Annotated in this window: 19 protein-coding genes; 11 read left to right on the top strand and 8 right to left on the bottom strand. The window is 69.7% G+C overall.

The genetic code is table 11. The annotated features are described in order from the left end of the window. Positions 1–10: 10 nt before the first annotated feature. Positions 11–1603 carry a sulfatase-like hydrolase/transferase gene (locus tag A6B37_RS05165; protein WP_111825100.1) on the bottom strand — a complete coding sequence of 531 codons (1593 nt, stop codon included), beginning with the start codon at positions 1601–1603 and terminating at the stop codon, positions 11–13. After that, positions 1600–2562 (bottom strand): tripartite tricarboxylate transporter substrate binding protein, encoded by a 963-nt coding sequence (locus A6B37_RS05160; protein ID WP_111825099.1) that lies wholly within the window; start codon positions 2560–2562, stop codon positions 1600–1602. The genes A6B37_RS05165 and A6B37_RS05160 overlap by 4 nt, the downstream gene beginning before the upstream one ends. 126 nt (positions 2563–2688) lie before the next feature. Here A6B37_RS05160 and A6B37_RS05155 point away from each other — a divergent pair, with 126 nt between their 5' ends. Next, positions 2689–3627 (top strand): LysR substrate-binding domain-containing protein, encoded by a 939-nt coding sequence (locus A6B37_RS05155; protein ID WP_111825098.1) that lies wholly within the window; start codon positions 2689–2691, stop codon positions 3625–3627. Here A6B37_RS05155 and A6B37_RS05150 read toward each other — a convergent pair. Further along, positions 3612–4448 (bottom strand): IclR family transcriptional regulator, encoded by an 837-nt coding sequence (locus A6B37_RS05150; protein WP_111825097.1) that lies wholly within the window; start codon positions 4446–4448, stop codon positions 3612–3614. The genes A6B37_RS05155 and A6B37_RS05150 overlap by 16 nt on opposite strands. A 114-nt stretch (positions 4449–4562) precedes the next feature. On the opposite strand from A6B37_RS05150, the gene A6B37_RS05145 reads away from it, so the two are divergent. From A6B37_RS05145 to A6B37_RS05130, 4 genes are all read left to right on the top strand, one after another. Then, entirely contained in the window at positions 4563–6917 is a 2355-nt protein-coding gene (locus A6B37_RS05145; RefSeq protein ID WP_111825096.1) for a cytochrome P450/oxidoreductase, read from the top strand. 135 nt (positions 6918–7052) lie between these two features. Continuing rightward, entirely contained in the window at positions 7053–7916 is an 864-nt protein-coding gene (gene asd, locus A6B37_RS05140; RefSeq protein WP_102771240.1) for an archaetidylserine decarboxylase, read from the top strand. 103 nt (positions 7917–8019) lie between these two features. After that, entirely contained in the window at positions 8020–9249 is a 1230-nt protein-coding gene (locus A6B37_RS05135) for an alpha-hydroxy acid oxidase (protein ID WP_111825095.1), read from the top strand. Positions 9250–9335: 86 nt separating this feature from the next. Next, a complete protein-coding gene (locus A6B37_RS05130) occupies positions 9336–10496 on the top strand; it encodes a metallophosphoesterase (protein WP_111825542.1) in 1161 nt (386 codons plus the stop codon). A gap of 5 nt (positions 10497–10501) precedes the next feature. Here the strand turns inward: A6B37_RS05130 and A6B37_RS05125 are convergent, their stop codons facing one another. Further along, entirely contained in the window at positions 10502–10957 is a 456-nt protein-coding gene (locus A6B37_RS05125) for an Lrp/AsnC family transcriptional regulator (RefSeq protein WP_102771242.1), read from the bottom strand. 91 nt (positions 10958–11048) lie between these two features. On the opposite strand from A6B37_RS05125, the gene A6B37_RS05120 reads away from it, so the two are divergent. Further along, positions 11049–12257 (top strand): MFS transporter, encoded by a 1209-nt coding sequence (locus A6B37_RS05120; protein ID WP_246842368.1) that lies wholly within the window; start codon positions 11049–11051, stop codon positions 12255–12257. 24 nt (positions 12258–12281) lie between these two features. On the opposite strand, the gene A6B37_RS05115 is transcribed toward A6B37_RS05120, so the two are convergent. Further along, complete coding sequence (locus A6B37_RS05115; RefSeq protein WP_102771244.1) at positions 12282–13259, bottom strand: diguanylate cyclase; 978 nt, start codon at positions 13257–13259, stop codon at positions 12282–12284. A gap of 169 nt (positions 13260–13428) precedes the next feature. After that, the gene (locus A6B37_RS05110) at positions 13429–14250 is read right to left on the bottom strand and encodes a MetQ/NlpA family ABC transporter substrate-binding protein (protein ID WP_111825093.1); all 822 of its coding nucleotides are present in this window, start codon (positions 14248–14250) and stop codon (positions 13429–13431) included. A gap of 146 nt (positions 14251–14396) precedes the next feature. On the opposite strand from A6B37_RS05110, the gene rocD reads away from it, so the two are divergent. The 4 genes from rocD (at position 14397) to A6B37_RS05090 (ending at position 19080) form a co-directional block, all read left to right on the top strand. Next, positions 14397–15605: an ornithine--oxo-acid transaminase gene (gene rocD, locus A6B37_RS05105; protein WP_111825092.1), complete on the top strand. Its 1209-nt coding sequence runs from the start codon at positions 14397–14399 to the stop codon at positions 15603–15605. Positions 15606–15630: 25 nt separating this feature from the next. Further along, entirely contained in the window at positions 15631–16572 is a 942-nt protein-coding gene (rocF, locus tag A6B37_RS05100) for an arginase (RefSeq protein WP_102771247.1), read from the top strand. Positions 16573–16779: 207 nt separating this feature from the next. Continuing rightward, the gene (locus tag A6B37_RS05095) at positions 16780–17988 is read left to right on the top strand and encodes an ABC transporter substrate-binding protein (RefSeq protein ID WP_102771248.1); all 1209 of its coding nucleotides are present in this window, start codon (positions 16780–16782) and stop codon (positions 17986–17988) included. Positions 17989–18021: 33 nt separating this feature from the next. After that, positions 18022–19080 carry an alcohol dehydrogenase gene (locus tag A6B37_RS05090; RefSeq protein ID WP_102771249.1) on the top strand — a complete coding sequence of 353 codons (1059 nt, stop codon included), beginning with the start codon at positions 18022–18024 and terminating at the stop codon, positions 19078–19080. 6 nt (positions 19081–19086) lie between these two features. Here the strand turns inward: A6B37_RS05090 and A6B37_RS05085 are convergent, their stop codons facing one another. Both A6B37_RS05085 and A6B37_RS05080 read right to left on the bottom strand, forming a co-directional pair. Next, a complete protein-coding gene (locus A6B37_RS05085; protein WP_102771250.1) occupies positions 19087–19596 on the bottom strand; it encodes an RES family NAD+ phosphorylase in 510 nt (169 codons plus the stop codon). A 40-nt stretch (positions 19597–19636) separates the two neighbouring features. Continuing rightward, positions 19637–20104 carry an antitoxin Xre/MbcA/ParS toxin-binding domain-containing protein gene (locus A6B37_RS05080; RefSeq protein ID WP_111825091.1) on the bottom strand — a complete coding sequence of 156 codons (468 nt, stop codon included), beginning with the start codon at positions 20102–20104 and terminating at the stop codon, positions 19637–19639. 183 nt (positions 20105–20287) lie between these two features. Between A6B37_RS05080 and A6B37_RS05075 the strand changes: the two genes are divergently transcribed. Further along, positions 20288–20665: a DUF423 domain-containing protein gene (locus tag A6B37_RS05075; protein WP_102771252.1), complete on the top strand. Its 378-nt coding sequence runs from the start codon at positions 20288–20290 to the stop codon at positions 20663–20665. The last annotated feature ends 20 nt before the right edge of the window (positions 20666–20685 follow it).

Raw genomic sequence — 20685 nt, 5'->3', positions numbered from 1 at the left:
CCCGGGCCGGTCAGGCCAGCGCCGTGGGATACGGGCTGGTGTCGATGTGTTCCAGCATGCCGTAGGCCAGGCGCTCCATCAGCCGGGCGCGCACGCCGGCGTGGGCCGGGTCGTCCCACAGATTGCGCGTTTCATGCGGGTCCCGCGCCAGGTCGTACAGCTCGCCCCAGCGCGCGCCGTCGTACACCGTGGCGCGAAAGCCCTCGGCCAGCAGCGTGCGGCAGCGGATGCGGCTGTCGAAGCCCAGGATCACGCGCTGGCCTTCCTCTTCAATCATCAGCGCGTCGCGCAACGCCGTCTCGCGCCCCGCGATCAGGCCCGCCATATCGCGGCCCTGGATGCCGTTATAGGGCTGCACGCCGGCGCGCGCCAACACCGTGGGCGCCACGTCGATGGTGCTGAGCAAGGCTACGCTGGCCGCGCCCGGGCGGCCGGCCGAGGCCGGATCGCGCCAGATGAACGGCACCCGCGTCAGGCCGCGGTAGTGGATCGGCCCCTTCAGCATCAGCTGGTGGTCGCCGAGGTAGTCGCCGTGGTCGCTGGTGAAGATCACCACCGTGTTGGAGGCCAGGCCCAGCGCGTCCAGCTCCGCCAGCACGCGGCCGATCTGGTTGTCGATATTGGCGATGGACCCGTAGTTCAGCGCCAGGGCCTCGCGCGCCTCGCGCTCGTTGCAGGCGAAGATCGCCGGCGTGTGCCTGATCGCCGTGCCGGCGTCGCGCCGGGCTCGCAGCCAGGCCACGTGGGGAGGCGGCGGCTCGGCCGAATGGAAGGACGCCGGCAGCTCCATGTCCTCGGGCCGGTACATGTCCCAGAACCGGCCGGGCGGCGTGAACGGATGGTGCGGGTCCGGAAACGAACACTGCATGAAGAACGGCCGCCCCTGCGCCGCGTAGCCGCGCAGCGCCTCGATGCTGCGGTCGGCGATATAGGCGGTGGGATACAGCGCTTCCGGCACGCGCGTGCGCCAGGCCTGGCGGATCTGCGTGAGCGCGTATTCCGGCGCGGGCGTGGCCTGCGCCGGGCCGATCATGGCTTCCACCTCGGGATACTCGCGGCGCAGCCAGCGGCGGTAATGGCCGTGCACGTCGTCGCTATGGTCGTCGACCAGGTCCACCTGCTCGAAGCCGTAGTACGGCAGGCTCAGGTCGTGGTCGTCGCGCTCCAGCCACAGCTTGCGCAGCTCCTGGTCGTAGCGCCCGGCGTCGGGCGTCACGGCCTCGTGCGGCAGCCGGTCTTCGGCCCGCACCGGCCAGGAAGGCGCGATGTCGGTCATGTTCTGCAGGTGCACCTTGCCGACCAGCGAGGTGCCGTAGCCGGCCTGGCGCATGGCTTCGACGAAGGTGCGGCTGCGCAGCGACAGCGCGATGCCGTTGTGGCGCGCGCCGTGCGCGGAAGGATAGCGCCCCGTCATCAGGCTGGCCCGGTTGGGCATGCAGATGGGCGTGGCCACGTGCATGTTGTCGGCGCGCCAGCCGCCGGCGGCCAGCCGGTCCAGGTTGGGCGTGCGGACCACGCGGTTGCCATAGGCGCCGACGTGGTCGGCGCGATGCTGGTCGGTGATGAACAGCAGGAAGTTCACGGGCTGGGCGGCCGCGGTCATTGCTTCGCTCCGGACTGTTCCACCGCCGCGCGCCAGGCCGGCATCTCGCGCGCGACCATGTCGCCGAACGCCTGCGGCGTCATGTAGATGGGCACCATGCCCAGCGGCTGCAGCGCCTGGGCGAAGGAAGCGTCGGTCAGCACGGCCCGCAGATCCTCGCTCAGCCGCGACAGCACGGCCTGCGGCGTGCCCGCGGGCGCGAACAGGCCGATCCACGAACGCACCCCGACGTTGGCGGCCACGTCGGAGAACAGCGGCACGTCCGGCAGCGCGGCGTATTTCTCGGTATTGGCCACGCCCAGCACCTTGACGCGGCCCGACGCCAGGAACGGAATGGCCGGGGCGATCCCGCCTATCATCAGCGGCACGTGCCCGGCCACCAGGTCGGCCATGGCGGGCGCGGCGCCCTTGTACGGCGCATGCACCACTTCCAGGCCCGCGGCCCGCTTGAGCTGTTCCATGGCGAGCTGGTGCACCGTGCCCAGCCCGGGCGAGCCGTAGGTGTACTTGCCCGGGTTCTGCTTGAGCAGGCTGACGGCCTCGGCCAGCGTGGACGCCGGAAAGTCGGCGTTGGCCAGCAGCACCACCACGTTGTCCGCCACCAGCCCGACCGGCGCGAAGTCGCGCAATGGGTCGTACGGCAGCTTGTCGTACAGCGCGCTGTTGATGCCGTGGGTGTTGGTGGTGCCCATCAGGAGCGTATAGCCGTCCGGCGCGGCCCGCGCCACCTGGCCGGCGGCGATATTGCCGCCCGCGCCCGGCTTGTTCTCCACCACCAGCGTGTAGCCGCGCGGCTCCAGGCGCTGCGCGAGCTGGCGCGTCAGCACGTCCACCGCGCCGCCCGGCGCGAACGGCACCACGATCTGCACCGGCCGCGCCGGATACGCCTCGGCCGCGGCGCCGGGCGCCGCCATGCCGCAGGCCCAGCCCGCCGCCAGGGCCATCCACAACCTTTTCATTGCTGTCTCCATCCCGGCGCCCTGTCCCGGCGCCTGATCTATCGAGCGGCAAGTATGCCCAGCCGGCTCGGGCGCTGTGAAATGAAATAAACTGAACTATTCATAACCGCAAGGATATGTTCGGCCATGACCAAGCGAGCCGGCACCCACCTCAAGCGGCGCCACGCCGAACTGCTGGTCGCGCTGGACGACGAGCGGCATCTCGGGCGCGCCGCCGAGCGCATGCACATGTCGCAGCCCGCCGCCTCCAAGGCCCTGGCCCAGCTGGAAGAACAGGTGGGCTACGCCCTGTTCGAACGCGGAACCCAGGGCAGCCACCCCACCCATGCCGGAATGGTTATGGTGCGCCACGCCCGCTACAGCCTGGGCGCGGCCGACCGGGTCGCCGCCGAACTGCAGGCGGCCGAAGAGCGCGGCGCCAGCCTGCTGCGCCTGGGCACCCTGCCCTCGGCCGCGCCCAGGCTCGCGCCGCAGCTGGTCGCGCACCTCATGCCGCAGGTCGAGCGGCTGGAGATCAAGCTGGTCGAGGGCGCGCTCAACGAATTGCTGGAAAAGCTGGCCCGCGACGAACTCGATATCGTGCTGGGACGCCTGGCCAGCCGCATGCTGCCGCCGGACTGCGACGTCATCCGCCTGTACGAGGAACCCATCGTGGCCGTCGCGCGCCCCGACCATCCTCTGGCCGGCCGCGACACCCTGGAAACCGGGGAACTGGCGCGCTGGCCCTGGGTGCTGCCGCTGGAGGACACGTTGATGCGCGAGCGGCTGGAAGAGGCATTTCTGCGCGCCGGCGTGCGCGCGCCGGCGTCCAGCCTGCAGTCCAACTCACTGCTTGCGACGCTTGCGCTGCTGGCGCAGCACGACTGGCTGGCGGCGTTGCCCCGGGCGATCGCGCGCTATTGCGAACGGCAAGGCGGCGTCGCCATCCTGCCGCTGCGGCTGGAGGCGAACTTCGGCGACATCGGCGCCGTGATCAACCGCAACTCGGCCGGCGCGCCCGCGGTGCAGGCGGCCCTGGCGTGGCTGCGCGGCCAGGCCGCGGACGGATCTCAGCCGGCCCGGTAGCCCAGCAGCGCGCTGGCGGCCTCGGCCTCGCGCCGCAGCGCTTGGGCGATGGGCCCGTCCGGCGATGGATCGAAACCCCCGGTGGCGCCCAGCGCGGTCAGCGCCGCGCACGGCCGGCCGTCATGATTGAGCAGCGGCGCGGACACGGCGCTGATGCCCTTGAGGTTGGTGTCGCGCACCGTGGCGCAGCCCTGTTCCAGCACCTCGCGGCGCAGACGGCCGATCGGATCGGCGGGGTCGAGCTGCGCGCGCAGCTCGGCCGGGGCGCGCGCCAATTCCGCCTCCGCCAGGGCGCGCACCCGCGCGTCGTCCTGCAGGGACAGGAACACCCGGCCCGTGGCGGACCACAGCATCGACAGCACCGAGCCCATGCGCACGTTCACCGTGACCGGCAGGCCCGGCTCTTCGAAGCGCACGATGGTCGGCCCCTTGTTGCCCATGACCGCGATGAAGCAGGTCACCTCCAGCCCTTCGCGCAGCCGAATCAGCCCGGGTTCGGCCAGGCGGATGGGATCGGCCTGGCGCAGGGCCGCCAGGCCCAGCAGCATCGCTTCCAGGCCCAGGAAATACTGCTGGCTGGCGGCGTCCTGCGCCACCAGGCCGGCCTCCATCAGGCTCACCAGATAGCGGTGCACCTTGGCCGGGCTTTCCTCCAGGCGCGAGGCCAGCAGCGTCAGACTGGCGCGCCCGCCCAGGCGACCCAGCTCCTTCAACACCGCCATGCCGGTTTCGGCGGCCTGCACGCGCTGGCGCCGCTGGCGCGGCCGCGGCGCGTCGGCGGACGGGACGGAATTGGGGCTGGATTCGGAAGTCTGACTCATGGCGGCGCGAGGGATAGGCCGTCAGCCGGCGGCTGACCTGCCCGGAGATTACCCCAATTGAAAATTTACGCTATGCGTATATGATTTACGCAATTGTAATCCGGAGTGATCGTCATGGCCCAGCCCTCCCCGCAATCGCCTTCGCCCGCCGGCAACGCCGGCGGCTGTCCCGTCGACCACGCCGCCCTGGCCGCGGCCCGGGGCTGTCCCGTCAGCCCGCGGGCGGCCGAGTTCGACCCCTTCGGCGACGGCTACCAGCAGGACCCGCCCGAATACGTGCGCTGGGCGCGCGAACAGGAACCGGTGTTCTACAGCCCCAAGCTGGGTTATTGGGTGGTCACGCGCTACGACGACATCAAGGCCGTGTTCCGCGACAACCACACCTTCAGCCCGTCCATCGCGCTGGAAAAAATCACCCCCACCGGCCCCGAGGCCAACGCCGTGCTGGAAAGCTACGGCTACGCCATGAACCGCACCCTGGTCAACGAAGACGAGCCGGCCCACATGGCGCGCCGGCGCGCGCTGATGGACCCCTTCACGCCCGAGGCCCTCAAGCACCATGAGCCCATGGTGCGCCGGCTCACCCGCGAATACGTGGACCGCTTCATCGACGACGGCCGCGCCGACCTGGTCGACCAGATGCTGTGGGAAGTGCCGCTGACGGTCGCCCTGCACTTCCTGGGCGTGCCCGAGGAAGACATGGACCGGCTGCGCGAATATTCCATCGCGCACACCGTCAACACCTGGGGCCGGCCCAGGCCCGAAGAACAGGTCGCCGTGGCCCATGCCGTGGGCAATTTCTGGCAGCTGGCGGGCAAGATCCTGGACAAGATGCGCCAGGACCCCGACGCGCCGGGCTGGATGCAGTACGGCATCCGCAAGCAGCGCGAATTCCCCGACGTGGTCACCGACTCCTATCTGCATTCGATGATGATGGCCGGCATCGTCGCCGCGCACGAGACCACCGCCAACGCCTCGGCCAACGCCATCAAGCTCCTGCTGCAGCATCCCGAGGCCTGGCGCGAGCTGTGCGAAGACCCGGGCCTGCTGCCCAACGCGGTCGAGGAATGCCTGCGCCACAACGGCTCGGTCGCCGCGTGGCGGCGCCTGGCCACGCGCGACACCGAGATCGCCGGCGTCGCGATCCCCGCCGGCGCCAAGCTGCTGATCGTGTCGTCCTCGGCCAACCACGACGAGCGCCATTTCGCCGACGCCGACTTTTTCGACATCCGCCGCGAGAACGCCAGCGACCAGCTGACCTTCGGCTACGGCGCGCACCAGTGCATGGGCAAGAACCTGGCGCGCATGGAGATGCAGATCTTCCTGGAAGAGCTGACCCGCCGGCTGCCGCACCTGCGCCTGGCCGAGCAGCGCTTCACCTATGTGCCCAACACCTCGTTCCGCGGCCCCGAGCACCTGTGGGTGGAATGGGACCCGGCCGCCAATCCCGAACGCCGCGATCCCTCGCTCCTGGCGCGCAGCCAGCCGGTGCGCATCGGCGAACCCTCGACCCACGCCATCAGCCGCAAGCTGGTGGTGATCTCGGTCGTCGCCGCGGCCGACGGCGTCGCACGCATCCGCATGGCTTCGCCCGACGGCAAGCCGCTGCCGCGCTGGACGCCCGGCTCCCACATCGACATCGAATGCGGCGACACCGGGCTGTCGCGCCAATACTCGCTTTGCGGCGACCCGGCCGACAGCGGCGCGCTGGAGATCGCGGTGCTGCGCGAGGCCGATGGCCGCGGCGGCTCGGCCTGGGTGCATGAACACCTGCGCCCCGGAAGCAGCGTGCGGGTGCGCGGGCCGCGCAATCATTTCCGGATGGACGAAAGCGCCGCGCGCCTGATCCTCATCGCCGGCGGCATCGGCATCACGCCCATCAGCGCCATGGCGCGCCGCGCGCGCGAACTGGGCCTGGACTACCAGCTGCACTACAGCGGCCGCAGCCGCCGCTGCATGGCGCTGCTGGACGAACTGGCCGGGCTGCACGGCGAGCGCCTGCACCTGCACGTCGGCGACGAAGGCGGCCGCAACGATTTCGCCGCCCTGCTCGCCCGGCCGGACGCCGGCGCCCAGATCTACGCCTGCGGTCCCGAGCGCATGCTGAGCGCGCTGCAGCAGGCCTGCGCGCACTGGCCCGAGGACGCCTTGCGCGTGGAGCATTTCCATTCCAGCCTGGCCACGCTGGACCCGTCGCGCGAGCATGCGTTCGAGGCGGAGCTGAAGGATTCCGGCATCGTGGTGCAGGTGCCGGCCGGCCAGACCCTGCTGGCGGCATTGCGCGGCGCCAACATCGACGTGCAGAGCGATTGCGAGGAAGGGCTTTGCGGGTCTTGCGAGGTGCGCGTGCTGGACGGCGCCATCGACCATCGCGACGTGGTGCTCACGCGCGCCGAACGCGAGGCCGGCCAGCGCATGATGGCCTGCTGCTCGCGCGCCCGCGAAGGCCGCATCGTGCTGGAGCTGTAGCGCGCGCCGCGCCGCAATGCCCGGCGCCGCGCATTCGCCTGAAACGGGCCTGAACGCGTTACAATCCATGCCCCGCTCATCACGACGTCCCGCAACACGCGGGACGCGTTTTTTTGTCGCCGGGCCTTCCCAAGCATGCCGATCAAAGACCAATTATTTCTCGCCAGCCAGTACCTCGCGCCCCACCACCTGGTGTCGCGCCTTTTCGGTCTGGCCGCCGACTGCCGGGAACCCGCGGTCAAGAACTGGATGATCTCGCGTTTCGTGCGCCGCTACGGCGTGGACATGCGCGAGGCCCTGCAGGAAGATCCGCTGGCCTACGATTGCTTCAATGATTTCTTCACCCGCGCGCTCAAAGAAGGCGCGCGCCCCTGCGACGACGAGCCGGGTTCGGTGGTCTGCCCCGCCGACGGCGCCATCAGCCAGATGGGCGCCATCGAGCACGGCCGCATCTTCCAGGCCAAGGGCCATTCCTACGGCCTGGCCGAGCTGCTGGGCGGCGACGCCGAACGCGCCGCGCCGTTCCAGGGCGGCGAATTCGCCACCGTCTACCTCTCGCCCAAGGACTATCACCGCGTGCACATGCCGGTCGCCGGCACGCTGCGCGAAATGATCCACGTCCCGGGCCGCCTGTTCTCGGTCAACCCGCTGACGGCGCGCAACGTGCCGCGCCTGTTCGCGCGCAACGAGCGAGTGGTCTGCATCTTCGACACCGAATACGGGCCGATGGCGCTGGTGCTGGTGGGCGCGATGATCGTGGCCTCCATCGAAACCGTGTGGGCCGGGCTGGTCACGCCGCACAAGCGCCGCGTGCGCGCCGTGCGCTACGACGACGCCGCGCGCGCGCCCATCCATCTGGCCAAGGGCGCCGAAATGGGCCGCTTCAAGCTGGGTTCGACCGCCATCGTGCTGTTCGGGCCGGGCAAGATCCGCTGGGCCGACACGCCCGCGGTGCTGGGCCCCGTGCGCATGGGCGAACTGATGGCGCTGCCGGCCTGAAGCCGGCAGGGCTTGTTCTCCAAAATCGAATCTGGATGTCGGGATTTATTCGCTTTATGCGATGAATCCGCGTTGCTAGATTACGGGCTTTTGCGGGCCCGCCATGACATCCATCCTTCCGTCCGTCACCGTTCCCGGCAGCAGCCCCGCCGAGGCCTCGCGGCCGCTGCCGCGCGCGCTGCAACGCATGCTGTCGCTGGATGATTTCGAGGCCGCCGCGCGCCGCCGCCTGCCGCGCCCGATCTTCGGCTACATCGCCGGCGCGGCCGAAGACAACCAGTCGCTGCGCAGCAACCGCGAGGCCTTCGGCCGCTACGCGTTCGCGCCGCGCGTGCTGGTGGACGTGTCGCGCCGCAGCCAGCAGACCGAACTGTTCGGACGCCGCTACGCTTCGCCCTTCGGCATCGCGCCGATGGGCATCAGCGCGCTGTCGACCTACCGCGGCGACATCGTGCTGGCGCGCGCCGCCCGCGCGCAAGGCATCCCGGCCATCCTCAGCGGGACTTCGCTGATTCCGCTGGAAGACGTGATCCGCGAAGCGCCCGGCACCTGGTTCCAGGCCTATCTGCCGGGCGATCCGCAGCGCATCGACGCGCTGGTCGAACGCGCGCGCCGCGCCGGTTTCGAAACCCTGGTGCTGACGGTGGACATCCCGGTGTCGGCCAATCGCGAGAACAACGTGCGCACCGGCTTTTCCACGCCGCTCAAGCCCAGCCTGCGGCTGGCCTGGGACGGCGTCACGCGCCCGCGCTGGCTGGCCGGCACCTTTCTGCGCACGCTGCTCAAGCACGGCATGCCGCATTTCGAGAATTCCTTCGCCACGCGCGGCGCGCCCATCGTCTCGGCCTCGGTGCTGCGCGACTTCAGCGCGCGCGACCACCTGAACTGGGAACACGTGGCCCGCATCCGCCGGCAATGGCCCGACGCGCTGATCATCAAGGGCATCCTGCACCCGCAGGACGCGGCGCTGGCCCGCAGCCACGGCGCCGACGGCGTCATCGTCTCGAACCACGGCGGCCGCCAGCTCGACGGCGCGATCTCGCCGCTGCGCGCGCTGCCCGGCGTAGTCGCGGCCGCCGGCGACATGACGGTGATGATGGACAGCGGCATCCGCCGCGGCAGCGACGTGCTCAAGGCCCTGGCGCTGGGCGCGCGCCACGTGTTCGTGGGCCGCCCCTTCAACTATGCGGCGGCGGTCGGCGGCGAGGCCGGCGTGGCGCACGCCATCGGCCTGCTGCGCGCCGAGATCGACCGCAACATGGCCATGCTGGGAATCAATACCTTGCGCGAAATGGACGCAGGCCTGCTGGCCCGCGAGAGCCTGGCAGATTAAGGCAGATTCGTATCAGCGGCGCTCCGGCCCCGGCATAGAATGGCGGTTCTTTTGCCATGCGCGCCCCGGGCGCGCCCGCGCCGCCGATGTCGCTACGCCAATCCACGTTTTTCCTGCGTTTCCTGACCCTGGGCGCGCTGGCCCACGTCTATGTGGGCGCACGCCTGATCCCCGACGCCCTGCTGGGCGGCGCCGGCTCGGCGGCGGCCATACTGTTGCTGGCGCTGTCCTGCATCCTGATTCCGCTGGGCATGCTGGCCCGCTCCTCGATGCATGCGCCCTGGGGCGACCGCAACGCCTGGGTCGGGCTCTTCGCCATGGGGCTGTTCTCGTCGCTGTTCGTGCTGACGGTGATACGCGACGCGCTGTTGCTGCTGGGCTGGCTGGCCACGTTGCCGCTGGACGTCTCGCCGCCGTGGCGCGCGCTGCGCCAGGTCAGCGCCTGGGCGGTCGCGCTGCTGGCGCTGTGCGGCACGCTGGTGGGCCTGGTCAACGCGCGGCGGCGCGCCCGCATCGTCGACGTGGACGTGCCCATTTCGAACCTGCCGCCCGACCTGGACGGCTTCACCATCGTGCAGATCAGCGACATCCACGTCGGTCCCACCATCAAGCGGAACTACGTCCGCGCCATCGTCGACGCCGTCAACGGGCTGCTGCCCGACATGGTCGCCATCACCGGCGACGTGGTCGACGGCAGCGTGGAGCAGCTGGCCGCCCACACCCGCCCGCTGGGCGATTTGCGCGCGCCCTACGGCGTCTACCTGGTCACCGGCAACCACGAATACTATTCGGGCGTCACGCCCTGGGTGGCGGAGTTCCGCCGCCTGGGCCTGCGCGTGCTGATGAACGAGCATGCGGTGATCCATCCCCTGGGCCTGCCGATGGTGGTGGCCGGCGTCACCGACTACGGCGCCGGCGCCTACGATCCCCGGCACGGCAGCAGCCCCGCGGGCGCGCTGGCCGGCGCGCCGGCCGACGCCCGTCCCCGCATCCTGCTGGCCCATCAGCCGCGCAGCGCCGCCGCGGCCGAAGCGCTGGGCTTCAACCTGCAGCTGTCCGGCCACACGCATGGCGGCCAGTTCTTTCCGTGGGGATACTTCGTGCGCTTCCAGCAGCCCTACACCGCCGGGCTGCACCGCCTGGGCAATATGTGGGTCTACGTCAGCCGCGGCACCGGCTATTGGGGCCCGCCCAAGCGCCTGGGCGCGCCCTCCGAGATCACGCGGCTGCGGCTGCGCTCGTGTTGATCGCCTCAGGCGTTGTCCGGCAGCGGCCCGCGCTCCAGGTAGCTGGTCAGGGCGATATCGCTGGTGGTGTTGGTGATGCCCTCGATCTGGTGGATGCGCGCCAGCAACAGCTCCAGCGCCTGGGTGTCGCGCACCCGCACCTTCAGCAGCATCGCGCTCTTGCCGGTGATGGTGTGGATCTCTTCCACCTCGTTCAGTTCGGCCAGCCCCAGCACCTGCTGCGTGATGGTCCAGTTGGCCGTGTCCACGTGCACGAACGCCAGCAGCGGGCGCCCGATGCGCGCGCCGTCCAGCCGGGCGGCGATGCCCTTGATCAGCCCGTCGCGCTTGAGGCGCTTGACCCGCTCGTGCACCGCCGGGGCGGAAAGGTTCAGCATCTTGCCCAGCTCCGCATAGCTGGGCGTGGCGTCGGCCGCCAGCAGCGTTAACAGTTTTCGGTCGCGGTCGTCTAGGTCTGACATTGGAATCGTGTTCTGCCGAACGGCATTCGAACTTTTATGTAATAAGGGAATATAGGAGTTAACCCTTATTTTATTCCAATAAAATCCCGGGATGCCGAATCGTGACACCCCCAGCAGTTCGCTGTCCAAATCCCCAGTTTCTTCCGTCCCCGCGCTGATGTTCGCCGTCAGCGTGGTGGGTTCCAACGGCCTGGCGCTCAGTCCGATCCTGAGCGACGTGGCGCGTTCGTTCTCGACCTCGGCGCTGACCATCAGCACCGCCATCTCGGCCTACGGCGCGGCCACGGCGGCCAGCGCCTTCCTGCTGGCCGCGCGCATCGACCGCATCGGCATCCGGCGCGCGCTGCTGTGCGCCATGGCCGTGCTGATCGCCGCATTGGTCCTGTCCGCGGCCGCGCCGCACTGGATCGTGCTGACGCTGGCCCAGGCCCTGGCCGGCGGCGCAGCCGGCGTGATCCTGCCGGCCGCCTACGGCTCGGCCTCCTTGATCGCCCCGCCGGGACAGGAAGCGCGCACGCTGGGGCGCGTGATCGCCGGCTGGTCGGTGTCGCTGGTGGCCGGCGTGCCGCTGTCGGCCCTGATTTCCGACGCAGTGGGCTGGCGCGCCACCTACGCCACGCTGGCGCTGTGCGCCGCGGTCGCCGTGCTGGGCCTGCGCCGCCTGCCCGAGCGCCGCGCGGCCAACCCCGCTGCGCTGCGCCTGTCGCGCCTGCTGGCGCCGCTGTCCTACCGCGACGTGCCGGTCCTGCTGCTGGGCTGCCTGGCGTTCTCCGCGGCCTTCTACGGCGTCTACGCGTTCCTGGCCGATCACGTGCGCGCGCTGCTGGCGCTGTCGGCCGGACAGGTGGGCTTTATCGCGTTCGCCTATGGCGCGGGCTTTCTGCTGGCCGGCGTGACCGGCGCGCCGCTGATCGAACGCGCCGGTCCGCGCCGCGCGCTGCCGCTGGCGCTGGGCGTGATCGCCATGGTCTACCTGGGCCTGCTGCCGGCGGCCCATTCGCTGGCGGCGGTGCTTGCCGTCGCCGTGCTGTGGGGCGCCGCCTCGCAGCTCAGCCTCAACCTGCTGGTGCTGCTGCTATCGCGCGCCCGCCCCGACGAACGCGGCGCGGTGCTGGGCCTCAACACCTGCACCACCTACCTGGGTTCCAGCCTGGGCACCGCCATCGCCGGCACCATCTATACCCACGCCGGCTTCGAGGCGCTGGGACTGGCGGCCGCGGCCGCCCTGGCCTGCGCGGCCGCGGGCCTGCACTGGCGCCTGAACCGCGGGCGCGCCGCGCGCGGACAGGCCGCCGCCTGATCGGCGGGGAGGCGCTTCGGGGATTCAGATGCGGTATTGCACCGCGCAATCGCGGCCGGCGCGCTTGGCCTGGTAAAGCGCGAAATCGGCCCGGCGCAGCACGTCCGAGGCATTCGCGTCGTCGGGCGAAAACCGCGCAATGCCGCCGCTGACCGACAGCGTCACCGCTTCGCCGTCGATCTCGGCCGGGTTCTGGCGCAGGCTGGCGCGCAGCCGCGCGTAGACCGCCTGCGCCACGTCCACGTCCGCGCCGGCCAGCAGCACCAGGAATTCCTCTCCGCCCAGCCGGCCGATGGAATCGCATTCCCGCACGCAGGCGCGCAGCTGATCGCAGAAATGGCGCAGCGCGGCGTCGCCGCCCAGGTGCCCGTAGCGGTCATTGACCTGCTTGAAATAGTCCATGTCCAGCATCAGCACCGTGTTCGGCCCGTCTTCGCCATGCCGGGCTTCAGCCTGCCGGTCTTCCACGCGCTTGAGGATCTCGGCACGGTTCCAGCAATCGGTCAGGCTGTCGACCCGCGCCATGCGGGCCAGCGCGGCCTCGGTGCGCCGGCTGTCGGTGACGTCCATGCCGATATTGATCACCCTGCCGTCGGGCAGGCGGATGTTCGACCACAACACCGACAGGCGCTCGCCGTTGCGCGCCAGCGGATGCCATTCGCGAAACGAGCGGCTGGGCTGCGGGCCGACGGTGTCGATGACCCGCTGGCGCAGTTGCGGATCGGGATAGAACAGCGCCAGCGGCTCGCTGGCGGCCATAATCTCGGCGCTCGACCAGCCGAAACGCCTTTCGCAGGCTTCGTTCCACAGCGTGCAGCGGCCGTCCGGCCCGAAAGCGTTGATCAGCACCGGCGCCGTCTGGAACAGGGCCTCGTACTGGGCCACCACCTCGCGCAGGCGCTGCAGTTCCTGCCCGCACTCCGTCGCATCCAGCCCGGCCGGCGATCCTGGGGCCAGCGTCTGGACGCTGGCCGCGACGATATTGAACGGAGTACTGAGCATGGCTCTGCGATCGGTGGATGGCGGCGGCCGGCCAGGCCGGCGGATAAGCCGGACCGGCTACGCGGCATCGACGGCGCCGTCGTGCCTGGCTGGGATATGTCCGAGCCAGTATACGTTCGATATCCGCCGGCGACTGCCAAGAATCGTCAACGCCCGCCCGGGGAATTCCCTACCAGGGAAAGTCGATCAGATCGCCGTACAGGCTGCGCAGCTTGGCCTTGACCTCGGGCGACTGCTGATAGATGGAGATGAAGCGCAGCAGCCGCGGATCCTGCGCCCCCGCGGGCGTGGCGACCCAGCGGATGGCGTAGCGGCGCACGTTGACGGGGTCGGTGTTGTCGAACGCCAGCCCGTCCTTTTCGTCTATGCCCGCCTGCTTGGCGAAAGTGGTGTACGTGACCGACGCGGTCACGTCGTCGAAGGTGCGCGCCGACTGCGAACCCTCGATCTGTACGAACTTCAGCCGCCTGGGATTGTCGGTCACGTCTTCCAGCGCCGCCCGGTGGGCCACGCCGGGCTTGAGCTTGATCAGGCCCATGGACTCCAGCAGCAACAGGGCCCGCCCGGTGTTGACCGGATCGTTGGGCACCGCGATGGTCGCGCGTTCGGGCACCGCGTCGCCCTTTTTCAGCTTCTTGGAGAACAGCCCGATCGTGGTGGAATAGCCGTAGGCCACCGGCACCAGGTTGGCGCCGCGGCGCTGGTTGAACAATTGCAGAAACGGTTCGTGCTGGAAGAAATTGGCGTCCACCGAACCGTCGGCCACCGCAATGTTGGGCAGCACCCAGTCGTTGAATTCCACCAGCTCCACGTTCAGCCCTTCGCGCCTGGCCTGCTCGATGGCCAGTTCGGTGGCCGCGTTGGCCACGCTGGGGATCACGCCGATGCGCAGCGGCTTGTCCTGCGCCGTGGCGACGCCCGCCGCGGCCAGAGCCAGCACGGCCGCGGCCGCGCCGCGCGTCAAAGTCGAAATCAGTCGTTGCAGCAGCATGAAAACCTTCCAGGAAGAAAACCGGCGCAGGCGCTATTGTGCAGCAGGCGCCGGCCGAGGCCGGCAAAGGCCTTGGTCATGCAATGGCAATCCAACGACCGGCCAGGAGCGCTAAGATGGCAGTAGTACGACCTCGGGAGAACCGCATGAGCGCCGTATTGACATCCCATCGCGACATGGTCGAAGACCAGCTGGGCGCGCACAACTACCACCCGCTGGACGTCGTGATCGCGCGCGGCAGCGGCGTCTGGCTCTACGACGTGGACGGCCGCCGCTACCTCGATTGCCTGTCGGCCTATTCGGCCGTCAACCAGGGCCACTGCCACCCGGCCATCCTGGCCGCCATGACGGAACAGGCGCAAAAGCTCACGCTGACCTCGCGCGCCTTCCGCCACGACCAGATGGCGCCCTTCTACGAAGACCTCGCCCGCCTGACCGGCGCGCACAAGATCCTGCCCATGAACAGCGGGGCCGAGGCGGTGGAAACCGCCATCAAGGCGGTGCGCAAATGGGGCTACGAAGTGCGCGGCGTGCCGGAGAACCGGGCCGAGATCATCGTCTGCGCCAATAATTTCCATGGCCGCACGCTGGGCATCGTCGGATTCTCCACCGACCCGGACGCCTACGGGCATTACGGCCCCTTCGCGCCGGGCTTCAAGATCGTTCCCTTCGGCGACTACGCGGCCTTCGAGGCCGCCATCACGCCCCATACCGTCGCCTTCCTGGTCGAACCCATCCAGGGCGAGGCCGGCGTGATCCTGCCGCCGGCCGGCTATTTCTCGCGCGTGCGCCAGCGCTGCACCGAACGCGGCATCACGCTGATCCTGGACGAAATCCAGACCGGCCTGGGCCGCACCGGCCGGCTGCTGGCCGAAGAGCACGAAGGCATCGAGGCCGACGTGACGCTGATCGGCAAGGCCTTGTCGGGCGGCTTCTATCCCGTGTCCGCGGTGCTGTCCAACGCCGACGTGCTGGGCGTGTTCCAGCCCGGCCAGCACGGCAGCACCTTCGGCGGCAACCCGCTGGCCTGCGCCATCGCGCGCGCCGCGCTGCGCGTGCTGACCGAGGAAGGCATGATAGAAAACGCCGCCGTGATGGGCGAGTACTTCCTGGAACGCCTGCGGGCGCTGCCCGGCCCGGTACGCGCCGTGCGCGGCCGCGGCCTGATGCTGGCCGTGGAGCTGGAACCGGACGCCGGCGGCGCGCGCCTGTGGTGCGAACGCCTGCAGGCACGCGGGATGCTGGTCAAGGACACCCACGGCCATACCCTGCGCCTGTCGCCGCCCCTGATCGTGACGCGCGACCAGATCGACTGGGCCTGCGACCAGCTCACCGCGGTACTATCCGCCCCCTGACCACGCCTTACGTCCGGAGCGCCACTTGCATCCCCATACCGCCAACCTGCCCCGCCGCATCGCACTCATCGGCGCGCCCACCGACATCGGCGCCGGCGCCCGCGGCGCCTCCATGGGTCCCGAGGCCCTGCGCGTGGCCGATCTGGGCCCCGTGATCGAGGCCCAGGGCTTCGAGGTCGTCGACCGCGGCAATCTGTACGGCCCGGCCAACCCCTGGCAGCCGCCGGTCGAAGGCTACCGCCACCTGGACGAAGTCGCGGCCTGGAACCGGGCGGTGCACGATGCGGTGCACGACGAACTGAGCCAGGGCAACCTGCCCATTCTGCTGGGCGGCGACCACTGCCTGGGCATCGGCTCCATCAGCGCCGTAGCGCGCCACTGCCGCGCGGCGGGCAAGAAGCTGCGGGTGCTGTGGCTGGACGCGCACGCCGACTTCAACACCAACGCGCTCACGCCCACCGGCAACATCCACGGCATGCCCGTGGCCTGCCTGTGCGGCTACGGTCCGGCCCAGATCACCGGCCTGTCGGGCCAGACCCCCGACATCGAAGCCGGCTGGGTCCGTCAGATCGGCATCCGCAGCGTGGACCAGGGCGAGAAGCGCCTGGTCCACGAAGCCGGCCTGGAAGTGTTCGACATGCGCTACCTCGACGAAATGGGCATGCGCGCCACCATGCAGGCCGCGCTTGCCGGCCTGGACGACGACACCCACCTGCACGTCAGCTTCGACGTGGACTTCCTCGACCCCGAGATCGCCCCCGGCGTGGGCACCACGGTGCCGGGCGGCCCCACCTACCGCGAAGCCCAGCTGTGCATGGAGATGATCGCCGACACCGGCCTGATGCGCTCGCTCGACGTGGTCGAACTGAACCCGGCCTTCGACGTGCGCAACAAGACCGCGGAACTGGCCGTGGACCTCATCGAAAGCCTGTTCGGCAAGTCCACCCTGATGCGCCGCGGCGTTTGAGGCAAGCCGCCGCATTGCGGCACGCGCCCGCGCGATCCACCTAATTGACTTTGCCTGTACGTGAAAATAAATTCACGTGCAGGCATTTTTATTCACACTACAGAAAAACTTTTCAGTCGGCTGGAGCACCGACCGTCAGGCCAGATACACCGCGTCCCCAACCCGAATACCAATAATCGGCTCGCGCGCGGGCCGGGAGGCAAGCAGATGCGTATCACCCCCCTGTTGGCGGCCTTGGCCGCCGTCCTGGCCGCAGGCGCGGCCCAAGCCCAATCCGACGTGGTCCGCCTGGGCGTATCCAACGACCGTTCCGGCATTTACTCCGACCTGGGCGGACTGGGCTCGGAAATGGCGGTCCGCATGGCGGTCGAGGATTTCGGCGGCAAGGCGGCCGGCAAGACCGTGGAGGTTGTGGGCGCCGACAACCAGAACAAGGCCGACGTGGCTTCGGCGCTGGTGCGCCGCTGGTTCGACACTCAGAACCTGGTCGCGGTGGTGGACGGCGGCGCCAGTTCGGCCGGGCTGGCCGCGCAGGGCGTGGCCCGCGAAAAAGGCGGCACCGCGCTGATCAGCGGCGGCTTCGCCGGAGACTTCAGCGGCAAGCAGTGCAGCAACCTCAGCACCCAGTGGGCGCCCGACACCTACGCGCTGGCCAATGCGGTGGTCAAGAGCGTGGTCGAAAGCGGCGGCAAGTCCTGGTACTTCATCACCACCGACTACGTGTTCGGCAAGTCGCTGGAAGGCAACGCCACGCGTTTCGTGCAGAATGCCGGCGGCAAGGTCCTGGGCAGCACGCGCCATCCGCTGGGCGCGCTGGACTTCGCGTCCTTCCTGGTGCAGGCGCAATCGTCGCGGGCCGACGTGGTGGGCCTGGCCAGCGCCGGCGGCGACCTGGTCAACCTGATCAAGCAGGCCCAGGAATTCGGCCTGACCGGCGGCAAGCAGCGGCTGCTGACCTTCCTGACCTTCATCAACGACGTCCAGGCCATGGGCCTGCCGGTGGCCCAGGGGCTGACCTTTCCCACCGGCTTCTACTGGGACGCCGACGAGGACACCCGCGCCTGGACCCGCCGCTGGCAGGAAAAAATGGGCGTGACCCGCGCGCCGTCCATCGTGCAGGCGCTGAGCTACGTCGCGACCACCCATTATCTGCAGGCCGCCCAGGCCGCGGGCACCTTCGACGGCGCCGCCGTCAACCAGAAGATGCGCGAGCTGCCCATCACCACCAAGCTCATCAAGAACGCCCGCATCCGCCCCGAGGACGGCCGGGTCATCATGGACCTGTATCTGGTGGAAGTGAAAAAACCCGCCGAGTCCAAGTACGCCGGCGACTTCTACCGTATCCTGTCGACGGTGCCCGGCGACAAGGTATTCGTGTCGCTGGCCGACAGCGAATGCCCCAGCGTCAAGAAGTAATACCCCGGCAATACCTCACAACAGGAGACACCCATGAAGTGCTATTGCGTCGTGAACTTCCGCCAACCGCTAGAGGAAATGAACCCGCCCACGCCCACGCCGCAAGGGACGCAGGTGCTGCTCAAGGTTCGCGCGGCCGGCGTTTGCCACAGCGATATCCACTTGTGGGAAGGCGGCTACGACCTGGGCCAGGGCCGCACGCTGTCCCTGAAGGACCGCGGCGTTTCGCTGCCGCTGACCATGGGCCATGAAACCGTCGGCGCCGTGGTCGCGGCCGGCCCCGAAGCGCAGGGGCTGGCGCCGGACCGCAACTACCTGGTGTACCCCTGGATCGGCTGCGGCAAGTGCGCGCCCTGTCTGGCGGGCATGGAGAATCACTGCTCCGCCCCGGCCTGCCTGGGCGTGCACCGCGCCGGCGGCTACGCCGACCACATCCTGGTGCCGCACCCGCGCTACCTGATAGACATCGGCGACCTCGACCCGGCGCAGATCGCGCCCTACGCCTGCTCGGGCCTGACCACGTATGCGGCGCTCAAGAAGATCGGCGCCGACGTCTACCGCGAGCATCCCGTGGTGATCTTCGGCGCCGGCGGCCTGGGGCTGATGAGTCTGACCGTGCTCAAGGCGCTGGGCGGAGCCGGCGCCATCATGGTCGACATCGACCCGGCCAAGCGCCAGGCCGCGCTGGACGCCGGCGCGCTGGCGGCGATCGACGGCGCCGCGCCCGACGCGGCGCAGCAGATCATGGCGGCCGCGGGCGGCAAGCCGGTGCAGGCCGCGATCGACCTGGTCGGCGCGCCCGCCACCACCTCGCTGGCCTTCGACTTCCTGACCAAGGGCGGCAAGCTCGTCATCGTGGGGCTGTTCGGCGGCGCCTCGTCGTGGCCGATCGCGCTGATCCCCATGAAGGCGCTGTCCATCATCGGCAGCTACGTGGGCAACCTGGCCGAACTGCAGGAACTGATGGAACTGGTGCGCGCCGGCAAGGTGCCCCCCATTCCGGTGCGCCGCCACGCCCTGGCCGAGGCCGACAGCGTGCTGGCGGCGCTGCGCGCCGGCAAGGTGGTGGGCCGCGCCGTGCTGACCGACTGAGCCGCCCTACCCGCGCAGCCGCGGATCGTAGATGAAGCGTTCGCGCCGCACCACCTCGATGCGGGCGGCGTCCGGATGCGCGGGGTTGATGAGCAGGTTGCAGTCCGGCACGCCGCGGCTGGCCACGATGGCGCTGGGCAGTTGCAGCAGCGCCGACACGCCCGAGGCGACCCAGTTGTCGCCCACGCCCTGCGCCGCCTCGGCAAAGGGCACCGCGTCCCAGAAGGGATAATCCTGCTGCAGCTGGTCGATATCCAGCACCTGCCTGGCTTCATAGACGGCGTGCGGCACGGCCAGCTCGATCAGGTAGCGGTTGGCCTGCTCCGAGGCGCGCGCCGCGAAATGCACCACCGTCTCCAGCACGGCCAGGGCCACGCAGGACGAGGTATAGACCACCGGCGTGCCCGGGCTGTTGTAGCGCCCGCCCACCGCGGCCGCGCCGCCGCCGCTGAGATCGTCGGCCCGGTACTTGCCGGCGGTGGTGCCGATGCGCCACAGTGAAACCTTGGCGCTCATCGGGCCGCGCCTTCAGGCCGTGTCTTTCGATATGCGCGGCTCATGCATAAACGCCCGCTGCCGCGCGCGCCAGCGTGTCCTCGACGATGCGGCTGCTGGCGTCGGACGTCAGCAGCGACAGCGGCTTGACGTTGCCCAGCGCCGGCACCGGCGTGTTGAGCCACTGCACCGCCTCTTCCTCGCTGCCCAGCACCTGGCGCGCCACCCTCACCACCCGCGCCACGCGGGCCAGGCGGTCGGATTCGCCCAGGGGCAGCATCAGGCCTTCGCGGGCCCAGCGCGACAGCGAGGCCGCCTTGACCTCGGTGATGGCCATGATTTCCGACTTGGGCACTTGCAGGTAGTCGGCGGCGTCGTCCACCATCTGCGCTGGCAGGCCGCGGCTGACGTCGCGCGCCATGTCGATCAGCGGGCTGTCCACCAGGCCGCGGAACAGCTGTCTGGTCCGCCTGGCGACAGGGCGCGCCGGGCGCTTGGTCGGGGCTTTATCGGCAAGGACGAGGCTCATGGGACGCTCCTGGGCCGCGCGGCGGCCTGTGTTCCAAATTGAATTTATGATAGCTCATTTGGAATTCAACCGGCAAGCCTCCGATCCCGGACCCGGCGCGGGGCGCGCGGTCCGGCCGGGGCCGGATTTGGGCCTATCATAGGCAGCTGTAACACGATTAGTCAGACACACGAAGGACAGACGATGACGGACCGGCAACTTACGATACTCGCAGCGTTGAATCTCCTGGTGGCGGTAGGCGCCGGCGCCTTCGGCGCCCACGGACTCAAGCGCATGATCACGCCCGAACTGCTGACGGTCTGGCAGACCGGCGTGCTGTACCACCTGATCCACGCGCTGGGCCTGCTCGCCATCGCCCTGCTGGGCGCGCGCTACGGTTCGCCGCTGCTGTCGGCCGCCGGCGTGGTGATGTTCGTGGGCATCGTGCTGTTCTCCGGCAGCCTGTACGTGCTGTCCTTGACCGGAACCCACCGCCTGGGCATCGTGACGCCTTTCGGCGGCGCGGCCTTTCTGGCCGCCTGGGCGATGGTGGCGCTGGCCGCCTACCGCGCCCAGCCCTGATCGCGCGCCGCGCCTTTTCC

The organism is Achromobacter sp. HZ01 (genome assembly GCF_003267925.1).
In the GTDB taxonomy this organism is placed as follows: Bacteria; Pseudomonadota; Gammaproteobacteria; order Burkholderiales; family Burkholderiaceae_B; genus Achromobacter; species Achromobacter pulmonis_A.
Note: the sequence above shows the minus strand (reverse complement) of the source record. Positions and strands in the feature narration are given on the sequence as shown.

What these genes read in the sequence shown, in the direction of transcription:
- A6B37_RS05165 (WP_111825100.1), bottom strand. Translation starts at nt 1,603, where the DNA reads ATGACCGCGGCCGCCCAGCCCGTGAACTTCCTGCTGTTCATCACCGAC.
- A6B37_RS05160 (WP_111825099.1), bottom strand. Translation starts at nt 2,562, where the DNA reads ATGAAAAGGTTGTGGATGGCCCTGGCGGCGGGCTGGGCCTGCGGCATG.
- A6B37_RS05155 (WP_111825098.1), top strand. Translation starts at nt 2,689, where the DNA reads ATGACCAAGCGAGCCGGCACCCACCTCAAGCGGCGCCACGCCGAACTG.
- A6B37_RS05150 (WP_111825097.1), bottom strand. Translation starts at nt 4,448, where the DNA reads ATGAGTCAGACTTCCGAATCCAGCCCCAATTCCGTCCCGTCCGCCGAC.
- A6B37_RS05145 (WP_111825096.1), top strand. Translation starts at nt 4,563, where the DNA reads ATGGCCCAGCCCTCCCCGCAATCGCCTTCGCCCGCCGGCAACGCCGGC.
- asd (WP_102771240.1), top strand. Translation starts at nt 7,053, where the DNA reads ATGCCGATCAAAGACCAATTATTTCTCGCCAGCCAGTACCTCGCGCCC.
- A6B37_RS05135 (WP_111825095.1), top strand. Translation starts at nt 8,020, where the DNA reads ATGACATCCATCCTTCCGTCCGTCACCGTTCCCGGCAGCAGCCCCGCC.
- A6B37_RS05130 (WP_111825542.1), top strand. Translation starts at nt 9,336, where the DNA reads ATGTCGCTACGCCAATCCACGTTTTTCCTGCGTTTCCTGACCCTGGGC.
- A6B37_RS05125 (WP_102771242.1), bottom strand. Translation starts at nt 10,957, where the DNA reads ATGTCAGACCTAGACGACCGCGACCGAAAACTGTTAACGCTGCTGGCG.
- A6B37_RS05120 (WP_246842368.1), top strand. Translation starts at nt 11,049, where the DNA reads ATGCCGAATCGTGACACCCCCAGCAGTTCGCTGTCCAAATCCCCAGTT.
- A6B37_RS05115 (WP_102771244.1), bottom strand. Translation starts at nt 13,259, where the DNA reads ATGCTCAGTACTCCGTTCAATATCGTCGCGGCCAGCGTCCAGACGCTG.
- A6B37_RS05110 (WP_111825093.1), bottom strand. Translation starts at nt 14,250, where the DNA reads ATGCTGCTGCAACGACTGATTTCGACTTTGACGCGCGGCGCGGCCGCG.
- rocD (WP_111825092.1), top strand. Translation starts at nt 14,397, where the DNA reads ATGAGCGCCGTATTGACATCCCATCGCGACATGGTCGAAGACCAGCTG.
- A6B37_RS05095 (WP_102771248.1), top strand. Translation starts at nt 16,780, where the DNA reads ATGCGTATCACCCCCCTGTTGGCGGCCTTGGCCGCCGTCCTGGCCGCA.
- A6B37_RS05090 (WP_102771249.1), top strand. Translation starts at nt 18,022, where the DNA reads ATGAAGTGCTATTGCGTCGTGAACTTCCGCCAACCGCTAGAGGAAATG.
- A6B37_RS05085 (WP_102771250.1), bottom strand. Translation starts at nt 19,596, where the DNA reads ATGAGCGCCAAGGTTTCACTGTGGCGCATCGGCACCACCGCCGGCAAG.
- A6B37_RS05080 (WP_111825091.1), bottom strand. Translation starts at nt 20,104, where the DNA reads ATGAGCCTCGTCCTTGCCGATAAAGCCCCGACCAAGCGCCCGGCGCGC.
- A6B37_RS05075 (WP_102771252.1), top strand. Translation starts at nt 20,288, where the DNA reads ATGACGGACCGGCAACTTACGATACTCGCAGCGTTGAATCTCCTGGTG.